The sequence below is a fragment of the Litoreibacter sp. genome (assembly GCF_058136045.1).
In genome coordinates, this window is sequence record NZ_JBYVDD010000005.1 from 30,888 (window position 1) to 47,470 (window position 16,583).

14 protein-coding genes are annotated in these 16,583 nt (G+C 53.0%); 6 read left to right on the forward strand and 8 right to left on the reverse strand.

What is annotated here, in order from left to right; translation table 11 throughout:
• Positions 1-7 precede the first annotated feature (7 nt).
• Positions 8-1,258 (reverse strand): DNA polymerase IV, encoded by a 1,251-nt coding sequence (locus AC3Y7R_RS07690; protein WP_490041446.1) that lies wholly within the window; start codon positions 1,256-1,258, stop codon positions 8-10.
• A gap of 56 nt (positions 1,259-1,314) precedes the next feature.
• On the opposite strand from AC3Y7R_RS07690, the gene AC3Y7R_RS07695 reads away from it, so the two are divergent.
• From AC3Y7R_RS07695 to AC3Y7R_RS07720, 6 genes are all read left to right on the forward strand, one after another.
• Positions 1,315-1,722: an NUDIX domain-containing protein gene (locus tag AC3Y7R_RS07695; protein ID WP_490041447.1), complete on the forward strand. Its 408-nt coding sequence runs from the start codon at positions 1,315-1,317 to the stop codon at positions 1,720-1,722.
• A 94-nt stretch (positions 1,723-1,816) separates the two neighbouring features.
• Positions 1,817-2,707 carry an SPFH domain-containing protein gene (locus AC3Y7R_RS07700; RefSeq protein ID WP_490041448.1) on the forward strand — a complete coding sequence of 297 codons (891 nt, stop codon included), beginning with the start codon at positions 1,817-1,819 and terminating at the stop codon, positions 2,705-2,707.
• The gene (locus AC3Y7R_RS07705) at positions 2,707-3,006 is read left to right on the forward strand and encodes an NfeD family protein (RefSeq protein ID WP_490041449.1); all 300 of its coding nucleotides are present in this window, start codon (positions 2,707-2,709) and stop codon (positions 3,004-3,006) included. The genes AC3Y7R_RS07700 and AC3Y7R_RS07705 overlap by 1 nt, the downstream gene beginning before the upstream one ends.
• 394 nt (positions 3,007-3,400) lie before the next feature.
• Complete coding sequence (gene dnaK, locus AC3Y7R_RS07710; RefSeq protein WP_490041450.1) at positions 3,401-5,320, forward strand: molecular chaperone DnaK; 1,920 nt, start codon at positions 3,401-3,403, stop codon at positions 5,318-5,320.
• Positions 5,321-5,407: 87 nt separating this feature from the next.
• A complete protein-coding gene (gene dnaJ, locus AC3Y7R_RS07715; RefSeq protein ID WP_490041451.1) occupies positions 5,408-6,544 on the forward strand; it encodes a molecular chaperone DnaJ in 1,137 nt (378 codons plus the stop codon).
• 276 nt (positions 6,545-6,820) lie between these two features.
• The gene (locus AC3Y7R_RS07720; protein WP_490041452.1) at positions 6,821-7,738 is read left to right on the forward strand and encodes an MYG1 family protein; all 918 of its coding nucleotides are present in this window, start codon (positions 6,821-6,823) and stop codon (positions 7,736-7,738) included.
• A gap of 74 nt (positions 7,739-7,812) precedes the next feature.
• On the opposite strand, the gene AC3Y7R_RS07725 is transcribed toward AC3Y7R_RS07720, so the two are convergent.
• Genes AC3Y7R_RS07725 through AC3Y7R_RS07755 form a run of 7 tightly spaced genes read right to left on the reverse strand, consistent with a single transcriptional unit; the run spans position 7,813 to position 16,324 of the window.
• Positions 7,813-8,727, reverse strand: a complete 915-nt coding sequence (locus AC3Y7R_RS07725) for an FAD:protein FMN transferase (protein ID WP_490041453.1) — start codon at positions 8,725-8,727, stop codon at positions 7,813-7,815.
• A complete protein-coding gene (locus tag AC3Y7R_RS07730; RefSeq protein ID WP_490041454.1) occupies positions 8,724-9,260 on the reverse strand; it encodes a nitrous oxide reductase accessory protein NosL in 537 nt (178 codons plus the stop codon). Before AC3Y7R_RS07730 ends, AC3Y7R_RS07725 begins: the two co-directional genes overlap by 4 nt.
• Positions 9,257-10,075, reverse strand: coding sequence for an ABC transporter permease (locus AC3Y7R_RS07735; protein WP_490041455.1), 819 nt, complete (start codon positions 10,073-10,075; stop codon positions 9,257-9,259). The genes AC3Y7R_RS07730 and AC3Y7R_RS07735 overlap by 4 nt, the downstream gene beginning before the upstream one ends.
• Positions 10,075-10,971 (reverse strand): ABC transporter ATP-binding protein, encoded by an 897-nt coding sequence (locus tag AC3Y7R_RS07740; RefSeq protein ID WP_490041456.1) that lies wholly within the window; start codon positions 10,969-10,971, stop codon positions 10,075-10,077. The genes AC3Y7R_RS07735 and AC3Y7R_RS07740 overlap by 1 nt, the downstream gene beginning before the upstream one ends.
• Positions 10,968-12,224, reverse strand: a complete 1,257-nt coding sequence (locus AC3Y7R_RS07745) for a nitrous oxide reductase family maturation protein NosD (RefSeq protein WP_490041457.1) — start codon at positions 12,222-12,224, stop codon at positions 10,968-10,970. The genes AC3Y7R_RS07740 and AC3Y7R_RS07745 overlap by 4 nt, the downstream gene beginning before the upstream one ends.
• A gap of 10 nt (positions 12,225-12,234) precedes the next feature.
• On the reverse strand, positions 12,235-14,127 hold the full coding sequence (gene nosZ, locus AC3Y7R_RS07750; RefSeq protein ID WP_490041458.1) for a TAT-dependent nitrous-oxide reductase: 1,893 nt from the start codon (positions 14,125-14,127) through the stop codon (positions 12,235-12,237).
• On the reverse strand, positions 14,120-16,324 hold the full coding sequence (locus tag AC3Y7R_RS07755) for a 4Fe-4S binding protein (RefSeq protein WP_490041580.1): 2,205 nt from the start codon (positions 16,322-16,324) through the stop codon (positions 14,120-14,122). The genes nosZ and AC3Y7R_RS07755 overlap by 8 nt, the downstream gene beginning before the upstream one ends.
• Between the last annotated feature and the right edge of the window lie 259 nt (positions 16,325-16,583).

Consider the following 16,583-nt stretch of genomic DNA (forward strand, 5'->3'; position numbering starts at 1 on the left):
TTTGGGGTTAGCGCAGGGCGCGGCCTTTACGGATGGCGTCTGGTCCGAATTTCTTGCGGATTGCATCCGTGGCGCGCTCGGCGTCGGTCCGTTTTAAGGCGTCGGGGTCAAGCAGGTCTGGGGTACGGTCGGCGCCAGCTTCAGGCAGCAGGTGAGAGACGCCGATACCAAGCAGGCGGTATGGGCCTTCCTTGATTGTCGCCATCAGATCGCGCGCGGTGCGGTAGATGCGGTCGGCCAGCTGCGTTGGATCGCGCAGGGAGAGGCGCCGGGTGATCAGTTTGAACTTGGCGGTTTTGAGTTTCAGGGTGACGACGCGACCCGCGATCTGTTTGGCCTTGAGGCGGTCGGCGACTTTTTCGGACATGCGCCAGAGGTGGCCGTCGAGCAGTTCGCTGTTGGCTGTATCCTCGTTGAAGGTGGTTTCATTCGAGACGCTTTTGATTGGCTCGTGGGCGGAGACGCGGCGTTTGTCTTGGCCGCGGGCAAGGTGCCACAGGCGGTCCCCCATGGAGCCGAAGCGGGCGTGCAGGTCTTGGCGTTCCCAACGCAGCAAATCCTTAAAGGTGCGGATGCCCGCCTTTGCCAAGGCTTCGCGCGATACCGCGCCGACGCCCCAAATCAGGGACACAGGGCGATCGCGCAGGAAATCGTCGGTTTCCGCCTTGCCGATTATTGAGAAGCCGCGCGGTTTGTCCAAGTCCGAGGCGATTTTGGCAAGGAATTTATTGTGGCTGAGGCCGACAGAGCCGGAAATGCCGATCTCAGATTCCACGCGGCTAACAAGGCGCGCCATCATCACCGCAGGCGGTGCGTGGTGCAGCTTTTGGGTGCCGGTGAGGTCGAGGAAGGCCTCGTCGAGTGAAAGTGGCTCAATCGCGGGGGTGAGCTCTTCCATCAAGGCGCGGATTTGGCGCGAGACTTGGACATAGACCTCCATGCGGCCATGCACGACTTCGGCCTCGGGGCAGAGTTTAAGGGCCTGGAACATCGGCATGGCAGAGCGCACACCTTTGATGCGCGCGATATAGCATGCCGTTGAGACGACGCCACGCCGACCGCCTCCGATGATCACCGGCTTGTCGCGCAGGGCGGGGTTGTCGCGCTTTTCCACACTGGCATAGAAAGCATCGCAATCCATATGGGCGATGGTGAGGTCGAATAATTCAGGGTGGGCCATGATGCGTGGCGAGGCGCAGGCCGGACAGCGTGCGCCTTGGTCAAACTGATGAAAACATGTGCGGCAGAGCGAAGGCATGGGGTGATGATACGGGAGGCGCGCGGGGGCGGCAATCTTATGGTAGGGGTGAGGGCATGGAATTTCATGGTGCAAAAGTGGCGGTGTTCATCGGCCCGCAGTTGTTGGTCGCGTTGCGCGATGATTTTGCGCATATTCCGTATCCTGCGTGTTGGGATTTTGCGGGTGGCGGGCGCGAAGCGGGCGAGGACCCTGAGGAGTGCGCGTTGCGCGAGGTGAGCGAAGAGTTTGGCTTGGTGCTGCGCCGGGATCAATTGGTGGGCAAGGCCGCATATAGGACGCAGACACCGCCGGGGTGTGCATTCTTCTTTGCAGCCCATTTGGAACCGAGTGCGCAGGTGGACATTCGCTTTGGCGATGAAGGCCAGAGATGGGCGCTGATCAAGCCGGAAGCCTACTTGGCATACACGGACGCAATCGGGCATTTGCAAAGGCAGCTTACGGTGTATTTGGAGCAGCTCTGAGGGCTGTTACTGGGGCCGTATGTTCGATTTAGCCTTTAAAAGTGGTCTATTAGTCCCCATATGCTGTATAGGGCAGTAAAAAGGAATTTACATTATGGAAGATATTTTGATTGATTTTTTGAGCGGCGGGAACGTAGCATTCTTGCTGTTATTTGTGTTCTTAGTCGTTCTTGTTCTCGCGGGTGTGCGAATTGTGCCGCAAAGTGAGAAGCATGTGGTGGAGCGGTTTGGGCGGTTGCGTTCTGTGTTGCCTGCCGGGATCAACTTTATCGTGCCATTCCTTGACCGGGTGGCACATAAGATATCCATTTTGGAACGTCAGCTTCCAACCAATCGTCAAGATGCGATTACCAGTGATAACGTGCTGGTTCAGGTCGAAAGCAGCGTTTTTTACCGCATTATCGAGCCGGAAAAGACCGTGTACCGGATCCGCGACGTTGATGCGGCGATTTCCACGACTGTGACGGGTATTGTACGCTCTGAGATTGGTACGCTGGAGCTGGATCAGGTTCAGTCAAACCGCTCGCAGCTTATTACGCGCATTCAAGGATCGCTTGAAAAAGTTGTGGATGATTGGGGTATCGAAGTGACTCGCGCCGAAATTTTGGACGTTAACCTAGATGACGCGACGCGCTCGGCCATGTTGCAGCAGTTGAATGCGGAACGTGCGCGTCGTGCGCAGGTTACCGAGGCTGAGGGGTCGAAACGCTCGGTCGAACTGAACGCGGATGCAGAGTTATATGCCGCCGAGCAGTCCGCCAAAGCGCGCCGTATCGGGGCTGATGCAGAAGCCTATGCCACGAGTGTGGTTGCGGTGGCGATCAAGGAAAACGGCATCGAGGCGGCGCAGTACCAAGTGGCGCTGAAGCAGGTCGAAGCCTTGTCGGAGGTGGCAAAAGGTGCGGGTAAGCAGACGGTTTTGTTGCCGACATCGGCGCTGGATGCATTCGGTGACGCGTTCAAATTGTTCAAAGGGAAGAGCTAATGGAGCAGTTCATTCTTTGGAACCAATATTGGGTCTGGTTCGCGCTGGCCTTGGTGTTGGGCATCCTAGAGATATTAATGCCAGGCTATATCTTGCTGGGCTTTGCACTGGCTGGGGCGGGGATTGGGTTGATCTTTGCAAGCGGCATTTGGCCAGCAAGTGTGATGGTGGCGTCCCTGCCGATTACGTTGGCAATTTTTGGGGTTGTGTCCTTGGGGATATGGTTGACGCTGCGCTACTATTTTGGCCGCCGCAATGCGCAGGTCAAAATCTGGGACAAAGATATCAACGAAAACTAATGCCAGTTTTATTGGTTGCAAGAGACCCCGGGCAGTGCTCGGGTTTTTTGCATTTTAGGGAGGTGTGTCGATGCCTACGCTCAACGCTATAAGTGCACAATTGAACCCAGCATTGTAGCCCGAATTGTCTTTGCTGCTTGTAGAGACTTTGAGGAGCTGCGCTGCCATTTAGGTTCAGCCCGTCACTTATATTCACATCAGGCCCCTATTCAGTCGCTTTTCTCACATTTTTGAGAGATTCCAGAGGCTCAGTGTCTTGCAGCACCAATAACCCAGCCTTATATACCCATCGAGTTCCGATGGGGCTATGCCCCCGGTCAATTTTGGGATCGGAGAGTAGGGGCCATAATGGGCCTACTCTCTATATTATCGCCGCGAAGAAAGGACCTAGCTTATGGCTAAAGTCATTGGTATCGACCTTGGTACAACAAACTCCTGCGTTGCCATCATGGATGGCTCGCAACCCCGCGTTATTGAGAACGCCGAGGGTGCACGCACAACCCCATCTATCGTTGCCTTTACAGACAACGAGCGCCTTGTTGGACAAGCTGCCAAACGGCAGGCTGTTACCAACCCGGAGAACACCATTTTTGGTGTAAAGCGCCTGATCGGCCGTCGCGCCGACGATAAGCGTCTGGCCAAAGATAAGAAAAACCTGCCGTTTAAGCTGGTCGATGGCGGCAATGGTGACGCGTGGGTTTCCGCTAAAGATGAAAAGTATAGCCCCAGCCAAATCTCAGCGTTCATTTTGCAAAAGATGAAAGAAACGGCCGAGAGCTATTTGGGCGAAGAAGTAACGCAAGCTGTCATCACGGTTCCCGCTTACTTCAACGACGCACAACGTCAAGCGACTAAAGATGCCGGCAAAATCGCGGGCCTAGAAGTGCTGCGCATCATCAATGAGCCGACTGCGGCAGCGCTGGCTTACGGCCTAGAACGCAAAGAAACCCAAACCATCGCGGTCTATGACCTTGGTGGCGGTACATTCGATGTCACTATTTTGGAAATTGATGACGGTCTCTTTGAAGTAAAATCCACCAACGGGGACACGTTCCTTGGCGGGGAAGACTTTGATATGCGCATCGTTGACTACCTGGCCTCCGAGTTCAAAAAAGAGAACGGCGTTGACCTGAAGAAAGACAAGATGGCGCTGCAACGGCTGAAAGAAGCCGCTGAAAAAGCCAAAATCGAGCTGTCTTCTACGCAGCAAACCGAGATCAATCAGCCGTTTATCTCGATGGACCCAAATGGTGGTCAGCCGTTGCACATGGTTATGAAACTAACGCGCGCTAAACTGGAAAGCCTTGTCGCTGACCTGATCAAAGCGTCAATCAAACCCTGCCAAGCGGCCCTAAAAGACGCGGGCCTGTCCACATCAGACATCGACGAGGTTGTTCTTGTTGGTGGCATGACTCGTATGCCTAAAGTGGTTGAAGAAGTTTCCAAGTTCTTTGGGCGCGACGCGAACAAAGGTGTGAACCCGGACGAAGTGGTTGCGATGGGTGCCGCTATTCAAGCGGGTGTTTTGCAAGGTGACGTGAAGGACGTTGTTCTTCTTGACGTGACCCCGTTGTCACTAGGGATTGAAACTCTTGGTGGTGTGTTCACCCGTTTGATCGACCGCAACACAACGATCCCGACCAAGAAGTCGCAAATCTTCTCGACTGCCGAAGACAACCAAAACGCTGTGACGTTGCGGGTGTTCCAAGGCGAGCGTGAGATGGCTGCGGACAACAAAGTTCTGGGTCAGTTCAACCTTGAAAGCATCCCACCTGCACCACGCGGGTTGCCTCAAATCGAGGTGACTTTTGACATCGATGCCAACGGTATCGTTGAGGTCGGTGCCAAAGATAAAGGCACTGGCAAAGAGCAAAAAATCACGATCCAGGCTTCTGGCGGCCTATCAGATTCAGACATTGAGCAAATGGTTAAAGACGCAGAAGAAAATGCGGATGCGGATGCTGAACGTCGCGAGCTGGTAGAAGCAACTAACCAAGCTGAAAGCTTGATCCACAGCACCAACAAATCGTTGGAAGAGCATGGTGATAAGGTTGATGGTTCCACAGTTGAGGTGATTGAGCTGGCGCTTAAAGCCCTCGAAGAAACTATGGAGACTGAAGATGCCGGCAAGATTAAAGGCGGCATTCAAAACCTGACCGACGCAGCTATGAAGCTTGGCGAAGCGATCTATAAATCGCAACAAGATGAAGCATCTGCCGCTGAGCCATCAGAAGAGCCTGATGATATGCGCGGTGTTGATGAAGACATCGTGGATGCTGATTTTGAGGATCTGGACGAAAACAACCGCACCTAAGGGTGCCAAGTCCTGAAAGTAAAGACCGGCCCTGTATCTCGGGCCGGTCTCGATGTTTCAGAGATCAAGTTTTTGGAAGGTTGATCCATGGCTAAACGCGATTATTATGAAGTACTGGGAGCCGCACGCGGAGCCTCGGCAGATGAGCTAAAAAAAGCCTACCGCACAAAGGCTAAGGAGTTGCATCCCGACCGCAACTCCGACAATCCTGATGCTGAATCCCAGTTTAAAGAAGCCAATGAAGCATACGAAGTTCTAAAGAACCCTGAGAAAAAAGCCGCTTATGATCGTTATGGTCATGCAGCTTTTGAAGGTGGCGGCGGTGGTCAGCATCCTGGCGGCGGCGGTGATTTTTCATCGGCATTCTCAGATGTTTTCGAGGACCTCTTCGGCGACTTTATGGGGGGTGGTGGACAGCGAGGTGGCCGGCAGCGCGCGACCCGTGGCTCGGATTTGCGTTACAATTTACACATTTCTCTTGAGGATGCATTCGCTGGGTTACAAAAAGCCATCACAGTGCCAACATCTATTTCGTGTGAGGGATGTAGTGGCTCTGGCGCGGAAGGTGGCGCAGAACCCCAGACTTGCCCGACATGCTCAGGCATGGGGAAAGTGCGTGCTCAACAAGGTTTCTTCACCGTTGAGCGCACATGTCCAACATGCTCTGGGATTGGTCAAATAATCAAAAACCCCTGCCGAACATGTGGTGGCTCGGGCCGTGAAGAAAAGCAACGCTCTCTAAGTGTTAATATTCCAAGCGGGGTCGAAACTGGCACTCGCATTCGCCTGTCCGGCGAGGGTGAAGCTGGTTTGCGTGGCGGGCCATCTGGTGACCTTTATATTTTCATTGAGGTTAAAGAACACGAGCTATTCCAGCGCGAAGGCGTTGACCTTTTTTGCCGTGTTCCTGTTACCATGACAAATGCCGCCATCGGCGGTGAGGTGGAAGTACCGACCATTGATGGTGGCCGTTCGCGTGTGAAAATACCCGCCGGAAGCCAGTCTGGTCGCCAAATGCGGTTAAGATCTAAAGGAATGCCTGCATTGCGAGGGGCTGGTACCGGAGATATGTTCATTGAATTGGCGGTTGAAACGCCAGTTAACTTAACCAGCAAGCAAAAAGAGCTGCTGCGTGAGTTTGAAAAGCTTAGCGAAGAGAACAATCCGCTTTTGTCGAACTTCTTTACAAAAGTGAAATCCTTCTGGGGCGACATGAAAGCCTAAGCGGTAGTGTCTCAATTGGTCTTGTTACAAGTGTTTCGCGTTGCCGCCCCAGCCCAGAGATATCTGGTTTGATGAGGTTGTTTGGTGATCGGGGGCTCGCTTTGGGTGTGGCATGCGGTTGACCAAGCCGGGGTGGATCTGGATGAAGTCCTCCAGATCCGGCGCGCCACTTTAATCTTGATCTGAGCGAACAGCTTTGACACACGACCCATGACGAACTGCTAAATGTGGGTGATCCGCCCGCCCCTTCATCTATATTTTACTTGGAATATGCCCATGACTATCACCTACCTTGTCACTCATTCCGGCGGTTTTCATGCGGATGAGCTGCTGTCCTCTGTTGTGCTTACGCGTTTGTTTCCACTGGCAGAGCTGTTGCGCAGTCGAGACAAGCAATGGGTGACACCTGCAGCTGATAAGATCATTTTTGATGTGGGCGGCACTCATGACACTGAGGCGCAAATCTTTGACCATCACCAGCGCCCCGGCCCACTGAGAGAAGACAGTCAGCCGTTCAGTTCCTTTGGTTTGATTTGGGCGCATTATGGGCGGTCATATCTGGCGGCGATGAATGTGCCAGATGAAGATATTGACCCTATCCATGCTAAATTTGACACCAACTTTGTGCTGTCAATTGATTTGCTGGACAATGGCGCTATGGAGCCTTCCGTTGCGGGGCCGCTGTCAAATCTGACGTTGCCAGCGCTGTTGGGCAGCTTGAAGCCGGTGTTTGACGATACATCACCAACGGCTGACGATGATGCATTCTTCGCGGCCTTGCCCATCGCGCGCAGTTTCGTCGAAGCCCAAATTCGCAATTTAGCGGCGAAATCTCGGTCAAAGGAAATTGTGCTTGAAGCAATCGCCAAAGCGGGTACATCTGCGGTACTCGAGCTTCCGATGGGCATGCCTTACCGCTCTGCGCTTGATCAGGTCAGGGCAGATCACATCTTGTTCGTGATCAATCCGCGCGGCGGTGACTGGACGCTTAACGGTATCAAGCTCTCGAATGAGACCTTTGAGCAACGCGCTGATCTACCTGCTACTTGGGCTGGCCTGACGGATAGCGCCCTCGAAGATGCGAGCGGTGTTAAAGGGGCTAAATTCTGCCACAACGCGCGATTTATTGCGGTTGCCAATACCCGCGAGGCGATCTTGAAAATGGCTGAAATTGCGGTGCAGGGCGTACAATAAGTAAAGAATGTGCCCTGAAAGCGTGGGGATTCCTATAAGTATCGGGTTGAATACCGCACTTCCGTGGCCTTTGTTTAGCCAATTAGGCGCACTTCATCACGCCCCTTTGCTTTAGTAATTTCATCAGCCTCCATGAGGCAGAACGCCGTAGACAACCCATCGGCTATCGCCGCGGTTTTACTGATCACGCTCACTTGAGCCCATTTCCCGTTTGGCTTACCGCTACGCGGGTCAAGGATATGCCCATGCGTTTTTGCTGCGTCAAAGCTGGTGCCTAAGGGGGCCGATGTGGCGATAGATTGGTCTTTCAGCTGCACCTGTTCGTCATCGGTATTTGCCAAAGTGACGGGCCAGAAATCTGCTACGCCAGAGCGTCCCATCGCGCTGATCTCACCCGTATTTACCATGACATTCTGCACGCCTTGGGCGCGCAAAATTGCGGTCACTTTATCGGCGATATACCCCTGCGCGATCCCGTTCAGTGTTACCTGAACGCCCGCCTTATCAAAGTTAATGCGTTGTGGTGAAATCCGCAGATGTTGCCAACCTGTTATCACGAGCGCCTTTGCAATTTGCGCTTCGCTAGGTGCGCTGCCGCGAGAATATTGCCGCGCGTAAAGTGCCCACAATCCCTGTACTGTTGGATCAAACGCACCACCTGTTCGCGCATGTAGGCCAGAGCAAATAGAGAGCAGTTCTACCATTTCAAACGCGGGGTTTTCCAATATTCCTGTAGCATTAAGTTGAGAAATTTGGCTGTCAGCCTGATAGAGGCTAAAGATTTTTTCTAGCCTATGAATCTCGGCAACAGAGCGCGCAAGTAGGCGTTCTGCATCGGGATGGTCCAAGATAATATGCGCCTGCGCCCCAAGCGCGATCCCACGCCACTGGGCTATACTGGCGGTTGACGCAGCATTGGCCTGCGCCCCAAAGATCGGAAGGGATGCAGCCCCTGCCAGAATTGTAATTGCGCGTCGACGATTGATCACTTTGATAACTCCAGCGTGGCTGCTTCAAATTCAATGGGGGCCAGGACAGATTGGCTCGGAATTTCATCCAGCCGCAAAACCTCTCCACCATGTTCCTGCGCAAAACTCTGCGCTTGTTCTTGTGTTCCGAAGGGTGCAATTTCTGGCGCACCCATTCCACCAATCGCGTCAGATCCGACAACAAAAAAGGCGTCTTTTGCCATGATCCAGTTGTCGAATCCTGGCGTACTCCAATTGAGCGCTTGCCCCATGTCATTCACATAAAGCACCAAAATTTCAGCCTCTTGCTCTGGCGAAATTATGTAGGCCAAGCCATCGCGCACCTGACTAAACCACAAAGGGGCTAGATAGCCGGAAAGGTGAACCTGTGCTTTTGGCCCTTGATGTTCAAGAATAACCATCTGGCAATAATGTCCAGCCGCCTCTTCTGTAAGGGCAACGGCCTCGGGGACCATAAGCGTGGCGCTGTCTTCTTTGCATCCCGTCATGGCCATTAAAACTAGCGGCATGACGGCGACCATTAACATTTTCATGGTTCAACTTTCCGAAAAGCAGCCCACGCGAAAAACAGCGCCAGAACTGGCCATAATAAGAGGGAAATGATTTGGCTAAGGTTGCTAGAGGCCCCGCTCGCAGCCCCAATTCCTGTGGTCAAAACTGCGACAGAAACATCAGGCATATTGATCATCCGAAAAGCATCTGCCGGATTAGCAACAAGCAGCCACGGGAACACTGTTTTGGTAAACGCACCCCCATCATCGGCCACCAAAGCCCCCAGCAGACCCAGATCATAAAGAACCACACAGATTAGCCAAATCAGGATAACGATCCCAGAGGCAACACTGGTTTGGGGGACCATGCTGGACACCAGATAGCCGATGCCAAGGAAGGCCGCACCTAGCGCCAGTGAGGTCACAAAAAGCTTGACCAATGGCCAATATGACAGATCAGCTGCTCCATGTTGCCATGTGGTCAACACGGCGGCCAGCACAAGACCTACGGCTACCGCAAAACCCAACACGCTGAGGTGTGCCAAAAATTTGCCAATCAGTATTTCGGCGCGCGACACCGGGTAGCTAAGCCCAAGGGCCAGCGTGCCGCGCTCAGACTCGCCCACGATTGCATCGAATGACAACAATAGCCCGATCAACGGAATCAGATAGACCGACAATGTAGTAATTGAAGTGGCCGTAATCACCAGTGGATCAACCCCAAGAGCACCGGTGGGCGCCCCCCCCGTCAGGGTCAAAACCACGGTAAACAGTCCCATCAAAATTACCGACGTTGCAACCCACATATTGCGCCGCGCGATGAGTAATTCTAATCTAGCAATAATCAGGATCGACATCAGCTCACCCCCTTATTGGTGCTGTAATGACGATATAGATCTTCAAGGCTAGCCGGGGTCACTTCGACATCCCGTATCACTGATCCGAAACCTGTGATACGTCCCAGCAAGGTCATTTTGTCATCCGTAGAGCATGTCAGAGAGACGGAATGTCCATTGCTGCGCGTCCCACCGATCTCATGGGCAACTTGGTCCGCAGCATCGGGATCAACGCTGATTTCGATATGGATGGGCATCAATGCGCCTCGCCGCAAGTTGGTTAAAGTATCATCCGCCACCAGCGCGCCTTTGCTCATAATGGCGATGCGGTCTGTGCGGGTTTCAAGGTCGGTCAAGGCGTGTGATGACAGCAAAACAGCTGTGCCCTGAGCCGCTAAGTCATCGACAATGTCATAAAATTCATGCCGTGAAATCGGGTCAAGCCCGCTGGTCGGCTCATCAAGTAGCGCCAGTTTTGGTCGACCCAAAAGCGCCTGAGCAAGGCCTACCCGTTGACGCATTCCTTTGGAATATGTGCGTATTTTACGGTCGGCAGCCTCAAACAGGCCTACTCTCTCTAGCAGGACATCAGCAGCCTTGAGCGGCTCTGATTTAAGGCGCGCAAAATGGTGCAATTGCTCGCGCCCCGACAAGGCACCCAGAAAGGCTACGTTTTCCGGCAAAAAACCCGTGCCAGTGCGTGCCGAGCGTGTACCGGGGGCCGCATTTAAGACCCTGATCGTGCCGCTTGAGATGGGGGTTAAACCAAGGATCATCCGCATCAGCGTGGTTTTACCCGCGCCATTATGACCCAAAAGCGCCACGCGCTCGCCGGCTGCAACGGACATGGAAACCTCGCACACGGTTTCCATATTGCCATAGCGCTTTACCACGTTTTCAATCATCAGGTTGGTCATTGAGGTGCTTCCCAGTCTGGGATTTCAAGTGTTGGCGGATGCATCATCGGGGCGCTGTCAATTACGCCACCGGGCAATGTTGCCGGAAAGGCAGATTGTGACCATCGGATAAGTTGTACCGCAGGCGATCCGAGCAAAGATTTGGCCGCGGGCTGCGTCCATAAAATATGATCCATAATGTCATTCGGGCGATATGCAGCATCGGCAATGTTGTCCCCATTTAGATCAAAAGCCGCGTGGTCAGACCAATAATTTCCAATCCCGTCTTTAGTCCAATCTATCCATTTTGAGCCTACATATTTAACCTGCGTGCGATTGGCGACAAAGGCGTTCCCATAGATTGCGTTGCGCTCTGATCCAGCGGTGAAATGCACGCCGATTTTACAGCGCTCAAACAAATTTCCACTCAGAGAGTTCTTATGCGCGTTGTAGATAAACACACATTTATCACCCCCCGCGATAATACGATTTTCAATAACACGGCTTTTGTTGGTGTAGTTCATCATAATGCCGTGATCGCGATCATTGCGCGAAATATTACCTTCAATCAGCACGTTATCAGAATACATAATGGCAAACCCAAGGTGATTGTTCTCGGAGGAATTCCCTGAAACTACCGAGTTATTGGCGTACATATAATGCACCGCAAACCGCAGATCGCGGAACCGGTTGCCGATAAATGTATTGTTTTTAGAGGTATTCACAAACACCCCGTCGCGCCCCCAACGCACGTCATTGCCAATTACCCGCGCACCGGGTGCATTCCAGATATAGATGCCGTTGCCGCGAGCATTCATCCGGTGATCTTGACGACCCTCGATGGTATTGCGCGCAATCAAGGCATCTTTGGCCCCATGCACATCAATGCCTATCAGATTGCCCAACAGGCGGTTTTTCTCGACCACCGCGCCGCGCGCTTTTTTGGTCAATGTGATCCCGGCATCAAGGCCATCACCGCCCGAGCCAGAGCCAATCACAGTAAAGCCACGCACGACTACATCAGGCGCATTAACTGTGATGACAGAGCCATCTCCATGGCCATCAATCACCGCATCCTCACCGCTTAAAGTGAGGGGAATATCAATAGAAATTGGCCCCTCATAGGTGCCCTGCGACAGGCGGAGAATATCCCCCGCCTGCGCAATTTTCAAAGCTTCAACAAGTGCGCCCTTTGTCGGTGTCACAGCATGCTCTGCTGCACCGGCTTGAACCGGTACAATCAGGGCAGCCAACAAAGACAAAGCGCGCAACATGTTTTCGTCCTTACGCAGGTTCAACCAGCATCCGGCCGCGCATTTCCATGTGGAGTGCGTGGCAGAACCATTGGCAATAATACCAGTGAACGCCCGGGCGATCGGCAGTGAAAGTAACCGAGGCAGTTGCCTGTGGGGCGACTTCCATACAGATACCGTGATTGCCTAGGGTAAAGCCGTGGGTCAGATCATCTACATCGTCAATATTGGTGATGTAGATAGTCACTTCATCACCTTGCTTGACTGTGAACTGCTCCATCGAGAACGTCGGCGCGGCGGAGTACATATAGACCCGCACTTTGTTGCCGTCACGGATGACCTCTTCGCTGCCCTCTTCCAGATCGACGCCATCGGCTTCGGCCTGTTTGCGGGCATCTTCCCAAGTCACATCATTGCGGTCCCAAACATTTACCGGGTTCACAATGTCACGACGCACGATGATACAGTCATGCGGCTCGGCAAATGTCGGGCCATCATGAACAACCTCAAGGTTGCCATTGGTGATGTCGATCAACTGATCATTCTCGGGTTTCAACGGCCCAACATTAAGGAACCGATCTTTCGAGAATTTATTCAGCGACACCAACCACTTACCGTCGGCTTCTTTGGTTTCACCCATCGAGGTGTGGTTGTGGCCTGGCTGATACATCACATCAGTTTTCTGGATGATCGGATCAACATCTTCGCCGTTAAACAGACGAATAGCTTTGTCGATGTTCCAGTGCACAATTTGGCTGTCGAGGAACAACGTGGTGTAGGCCTCGCCTTTGCCGTTGAACGCGGTGTGAAGTGGACCAAGACCCAGTTCTGGTTCAGCAACAACCGCAGAGCGTGGCTCCGCGCCTTCAAATACTGCGTCTAGCTTTGCGTATTCAATGATTGAAACTGTTGGCGACAGTTTACCATTGATCATGACGTATTTGCCATCCGGGGATGAGTTAACGCCATGTGGGCTGTTCGGGATCGGAATATAGGCCGTCAGTTTCGAGCCTTTTTTGCCATCCAGAACTTTGACACCGTTGTACTCTTTGTATTCGCCAGCGGCGACAGCAGCCTCAATGCGGGCGATGTTGAAAACAACAACATGGTCCAATTCTGCTTCCATCATACCGGCCAATTCGATTGCGCCCTCGGAGTTGTACGAGGTCGAAACCGCATATTTACCTTGGTAATCACAATCGGTGTTATCAAGGTTACCAGTCACGATGATCTGCCAAGCGATCTCCATGGTGTCGCCGTCAATCGCGGTAAAGATCGAGACATAGTCTTCGACTGCATCCATGTTCGTGCCGTCGTTTACCAAAGGTACGCGGTGCTCGCCATTCGCAAAAATATACCCTGTGCGTGGGAATTTTTGTGGGCGCAGGCCGTGGATGTCTGACGCATTTGGGATCTCGATGATCTTGTCAGCTTTCATCACGTCTAGACGAATACGCGCAACACGGGTGTTGGCCTTATCGTTCATGAACAAATAGCGGCCATCATAGGTGCCATCAGTGAAGGACATGTGCGGGTGGTGCAAATCGCCGTTGTGATAGGTTTCCATGCCGCGCTTGGCCAAGAATTCCTTGGTCTCCGGCATCAGGCCTTCAGTCAGAATTTTCTTGGATTCGTTGGTATCACCCCAACCCGTAGCAGAGCAGCGGTTAAATACTGGAATACGCATCAATTCACGCATGGACGGAACGCCCATAACGCGGACTTCGCCAGCCTGCCCAGAGGACCAGAAGCCGTAATATTCATCAAGTTCACCTGGTGCAACTTCGGCAGCACCTTTGGCTTCTGCCGTGGTCGCAAGGCCGCCCGCGGCCATCAGCGTACCCGCAGCAACAGCACCCTTGACCGGGCCGGTCAAAACGGCGCGGCGTGTGAGGCCCGCATTTTTCTTAAGGTCGTCAGACATGATTAGTCTCCTTAGTTGGTTTATGGTTCGGATGATTGACAAGGTGGTCAACAGAAGCAGAACTTACTGCCGCCTTGGCCCGTCTTTTGTCGATTCTAATGATGACGGGACACTTGTCGTGATCTTGATAAAGTACCTGACAGTGCAGGCAGGACAGGCATTCGTTTGGGTTAATCTCTCCGGTTGGATGGATCGCCTGAACAAAGCACTCGTTTGAGCATGTCTGGCACGGGGAGCCACATTCTTTGTAGCGTTTTAACCAATCAAACATGCGTATCCGCCCGGGGATCGCCAATGCAGCCCCCAACGGGCAAAGATAGCGGCAGTAGAACCGTTCAACAAAAAGACCCGCACCCAAAAGAGCTGTGGCAAACAGCACGTATGGCCATTCCCGCGCAAATTTCAGGATGATTGAAGTTTTGAACGGCTCTACTTCGGCGTAATGTTCGGCCACGGGGATAGACACCAGTGACAGGCCGAACAGGCCGAGGAAAATCATGTACTTCAGTGGCCACAGGCGCTCGTGAAGCCCCCAAGGCAGGGTCCATTGTGGCACTTTGAAAAACCGCGCAATTTGGTTGGATATTTCTTGGAGCGCTCCAAACGGGCACAGCCAGCCACAAAATCCTCCACGGCCCCAAAACAGCAAGGTGACGGCAACCGATGTCCACAAAATAAACACCAGCGGATCCATCAAAAAGGCATCCCAGCTAAAGCCGTTGGCTAGGGACGCCCCAAGCGCCATCAAATTCACAATCGAAAGCTGGGCGTTTTCCATCCACCCCAAGAACACCAAGGTCAGCACCAAGAAACCCATGCGGAACCAATAGAATGCGCGCTTGTGACGAGTGGCCTGCATTTGGAAGAAAAACACGCCAGTCAGGACGGTCAGCATGGCAATCAGGATGCCAATTTCGACCTTTTTACCCTTCCACATCCGCTGCCATAGCGCCGTGCGTGCAGCAACATCTTCGTCACTCTCGATCGAGGCAACAGCAACAGGCGGCGCCAGTGCGGTCAAATATTGCGGCGGGATATTGTACCCTAGATCATAGGTCAGGAAAATTTTCTCGATTGGCCCAACAGCACGTTGCGCCAGCAATTGGATGCGCCAGGGTTTGGTCGGGTCAAACCCTGCATCCGCTGGGATTTTAAACACATCTTTTTCAATAAATTCAGGCGCGCCTTCAGCGGCAACCTCGCCTATCCGGCGCTGGCCTTTATCTTGAAAGCGTACAGAAATATCGCCTTGAATCAGCTGGATACGATCAAAAATTCCGCCACGAACATAGCCCGATCCCTTATAAGAGAACACCCCACGACCCATCATAAAGATCGCCTGCTCTCCCTCCTCCATCCACTCAACGAGATTGCCGTATTCGTTTTCGCCCAGCAGGCTGCGGCCAATCGACGGGACCGAGACAAGTGCCACATGCATGTCGATGAACGTGTCGCCTGCCTCGCCTTTTTCTTCGTGGCGCAGCACCCGCGTATCGCCGGTCTCCACAAAGGCTTGGTTGATCTGGCCAATATCAAGGGTCAGGCGACGCAACGTGCCATCACCGGCCATTGTGTTCCAGTCAGTGATACCCTGCGCATCCATGTTTAACTCATGCGTTGGCCCAGAGTTGGCGGCATCATTATTCAGGCCACCTAACCCCAAAACCCGCGCCACTTTGATGCTTGATCTGACAAGGGAATCGTCAATGATCATAATGGTAACCGTCGCACCCGAGATGATATCAACATCATGTCCGGTGCCACCGGCGGCGGCCTCCGCCACGATATCAAGGCCGATGTAGCTTTCGATCATCGCGGTAATTTCGCGCTCTGGAATGCCAATCAGAACGATAGGTTCAGAGTGCTTAACCAGCTTTGCGCCAAGCAATTTAGCATCCTCGTCAATCGCGACCATGACGTGAATTGGCTTGCCAGAATATCCCGTGGTGCTGACAAAATCCGAGGTGATATACGCGTATCCGACGACATCACTGCCGTGTAGAATTGGGGCCGCAGCCACGTCCTCGCGGATCGGCCCATAACCGGTGGCATCTTCGACGAAGGTGCTTGCTGGAATTTTGGAAATGTACTTTTGCAGAACCGGCGCATTTTGCGCCATGCCCGGTAGGGCCTCGATTGCTAAGATTACCAGCGCAATTTGCAATATCGCAATCAGGCGCACAGATTTGTGCAGCATCGAGCAGAGAGTTTTGGGGAGGCTTTGGAGGCGTTTCATGATGCCCCCAATCGCGTATTGGGCATCATAGAAGTATCAACGGTTTTTACGTATAGTGCTGAAATCATTTTGTAATATTCGTTTCCATTCGGGGGCCCCCGGCACAGGGACCAATAGTGTTCAGGCTCGTTCACAACGCGCACCTGCGGGCATGGTGAAAAGGATTTTGTAAGAGCAAGGTTGGGAGTTTTTGTTTCAAAGGCGGGCAAAACCCCGGAAG

Coding starts and splice junctions, on each gene's coding strand:
- AC3Y7R_RS07690 (WP_490041446.1), bottom strand. CDS start 1,258: ATGCCTTCGCTCTGCCGCACATGTTTTCATCAGTTTGACCAAGGCGCA.
- AC3Y7R_RS07695 (WP_490041447.1), top strand. CDS start 1,315: ATGGAATTTCATGGTGCAAAAGTGGCGGTGTTCATCGGCCCGCAGTTG.
- AC3Y7R_RS07700 (WP_490041448.1), top strand. CDS start 1,817: ATGGAAGATATTTTGATTGATTTTTTGAGCGGCGGGAACGTAGCATTC.
- AC3Y7R_RS07705 (WP_490041449.1), top strand. CDS start 2,707: ATGGAGCAGTTCATTCTTTGGAACCAATATTGGGTCTGGTTCGCGCTG.
- dnaK (WP_490041450.1), top strand. CDS start 3,401: ATGGCTAAAGTCATTGGTATCGACCTTGGTACAACAAACTCCTGCGTT.
- dnaJ (WP_490041451.1), top strand. CDS start 5,408: ATGGCTAAACGCGATTATTATGAAGTACTGGGAGCCGCACGCGGAGCC.
- AC3Y7R_RS07720 (WP_490041452.1), top strand. CDS start 6,821: ATGACTATCACCTACCTTGTCACTCATTCCGGCGGTTTTCATGCGGAT.
- AC3Y7R_RS07730 (WP_490041454.1), bottom strand. CDS start 9,260: ATGAAAATGTTAATGGTCGCCGTCATGCCGCTAGTTTTAATGGCCATG.
- AC3Y7R_RS07735 (WP_490041455.1), bottom strand. CDS start 10,075: ATGTCGATCCTGATTATTGCTAGATTAGAATTACTCATCGCGCGGCGC.
- AC3Y7R_RS07740 (WP_490041456.1), bottom strand. CDS start 10,971: ATGACCAACCTGATGATTGAAAACGTGGTAAAGCGCTATGGCAATATG.
- AC3Y7R_RS07745 (WP_490041457.1), bottom strand. CDS start 12,224: ATGTTGCGCGCTTTGTCTTTGTTGGCTGCCCTGATTGTACCGGTTCAA.
- nosZ (WP_490041458.1), bottom strand. CDS start 14,127: ATGTCTGACGACCTTAAGAAAAATGCGGGCCTCACACGCCGCGCCGTT.
- AC3Y7R_RS07755 (WP_490041580.1), bottom strand. CDS start 16,324: ATGCTGCACAAATCTGTGCGCCTGATTGCGATATTGCAAATTGCGCTG.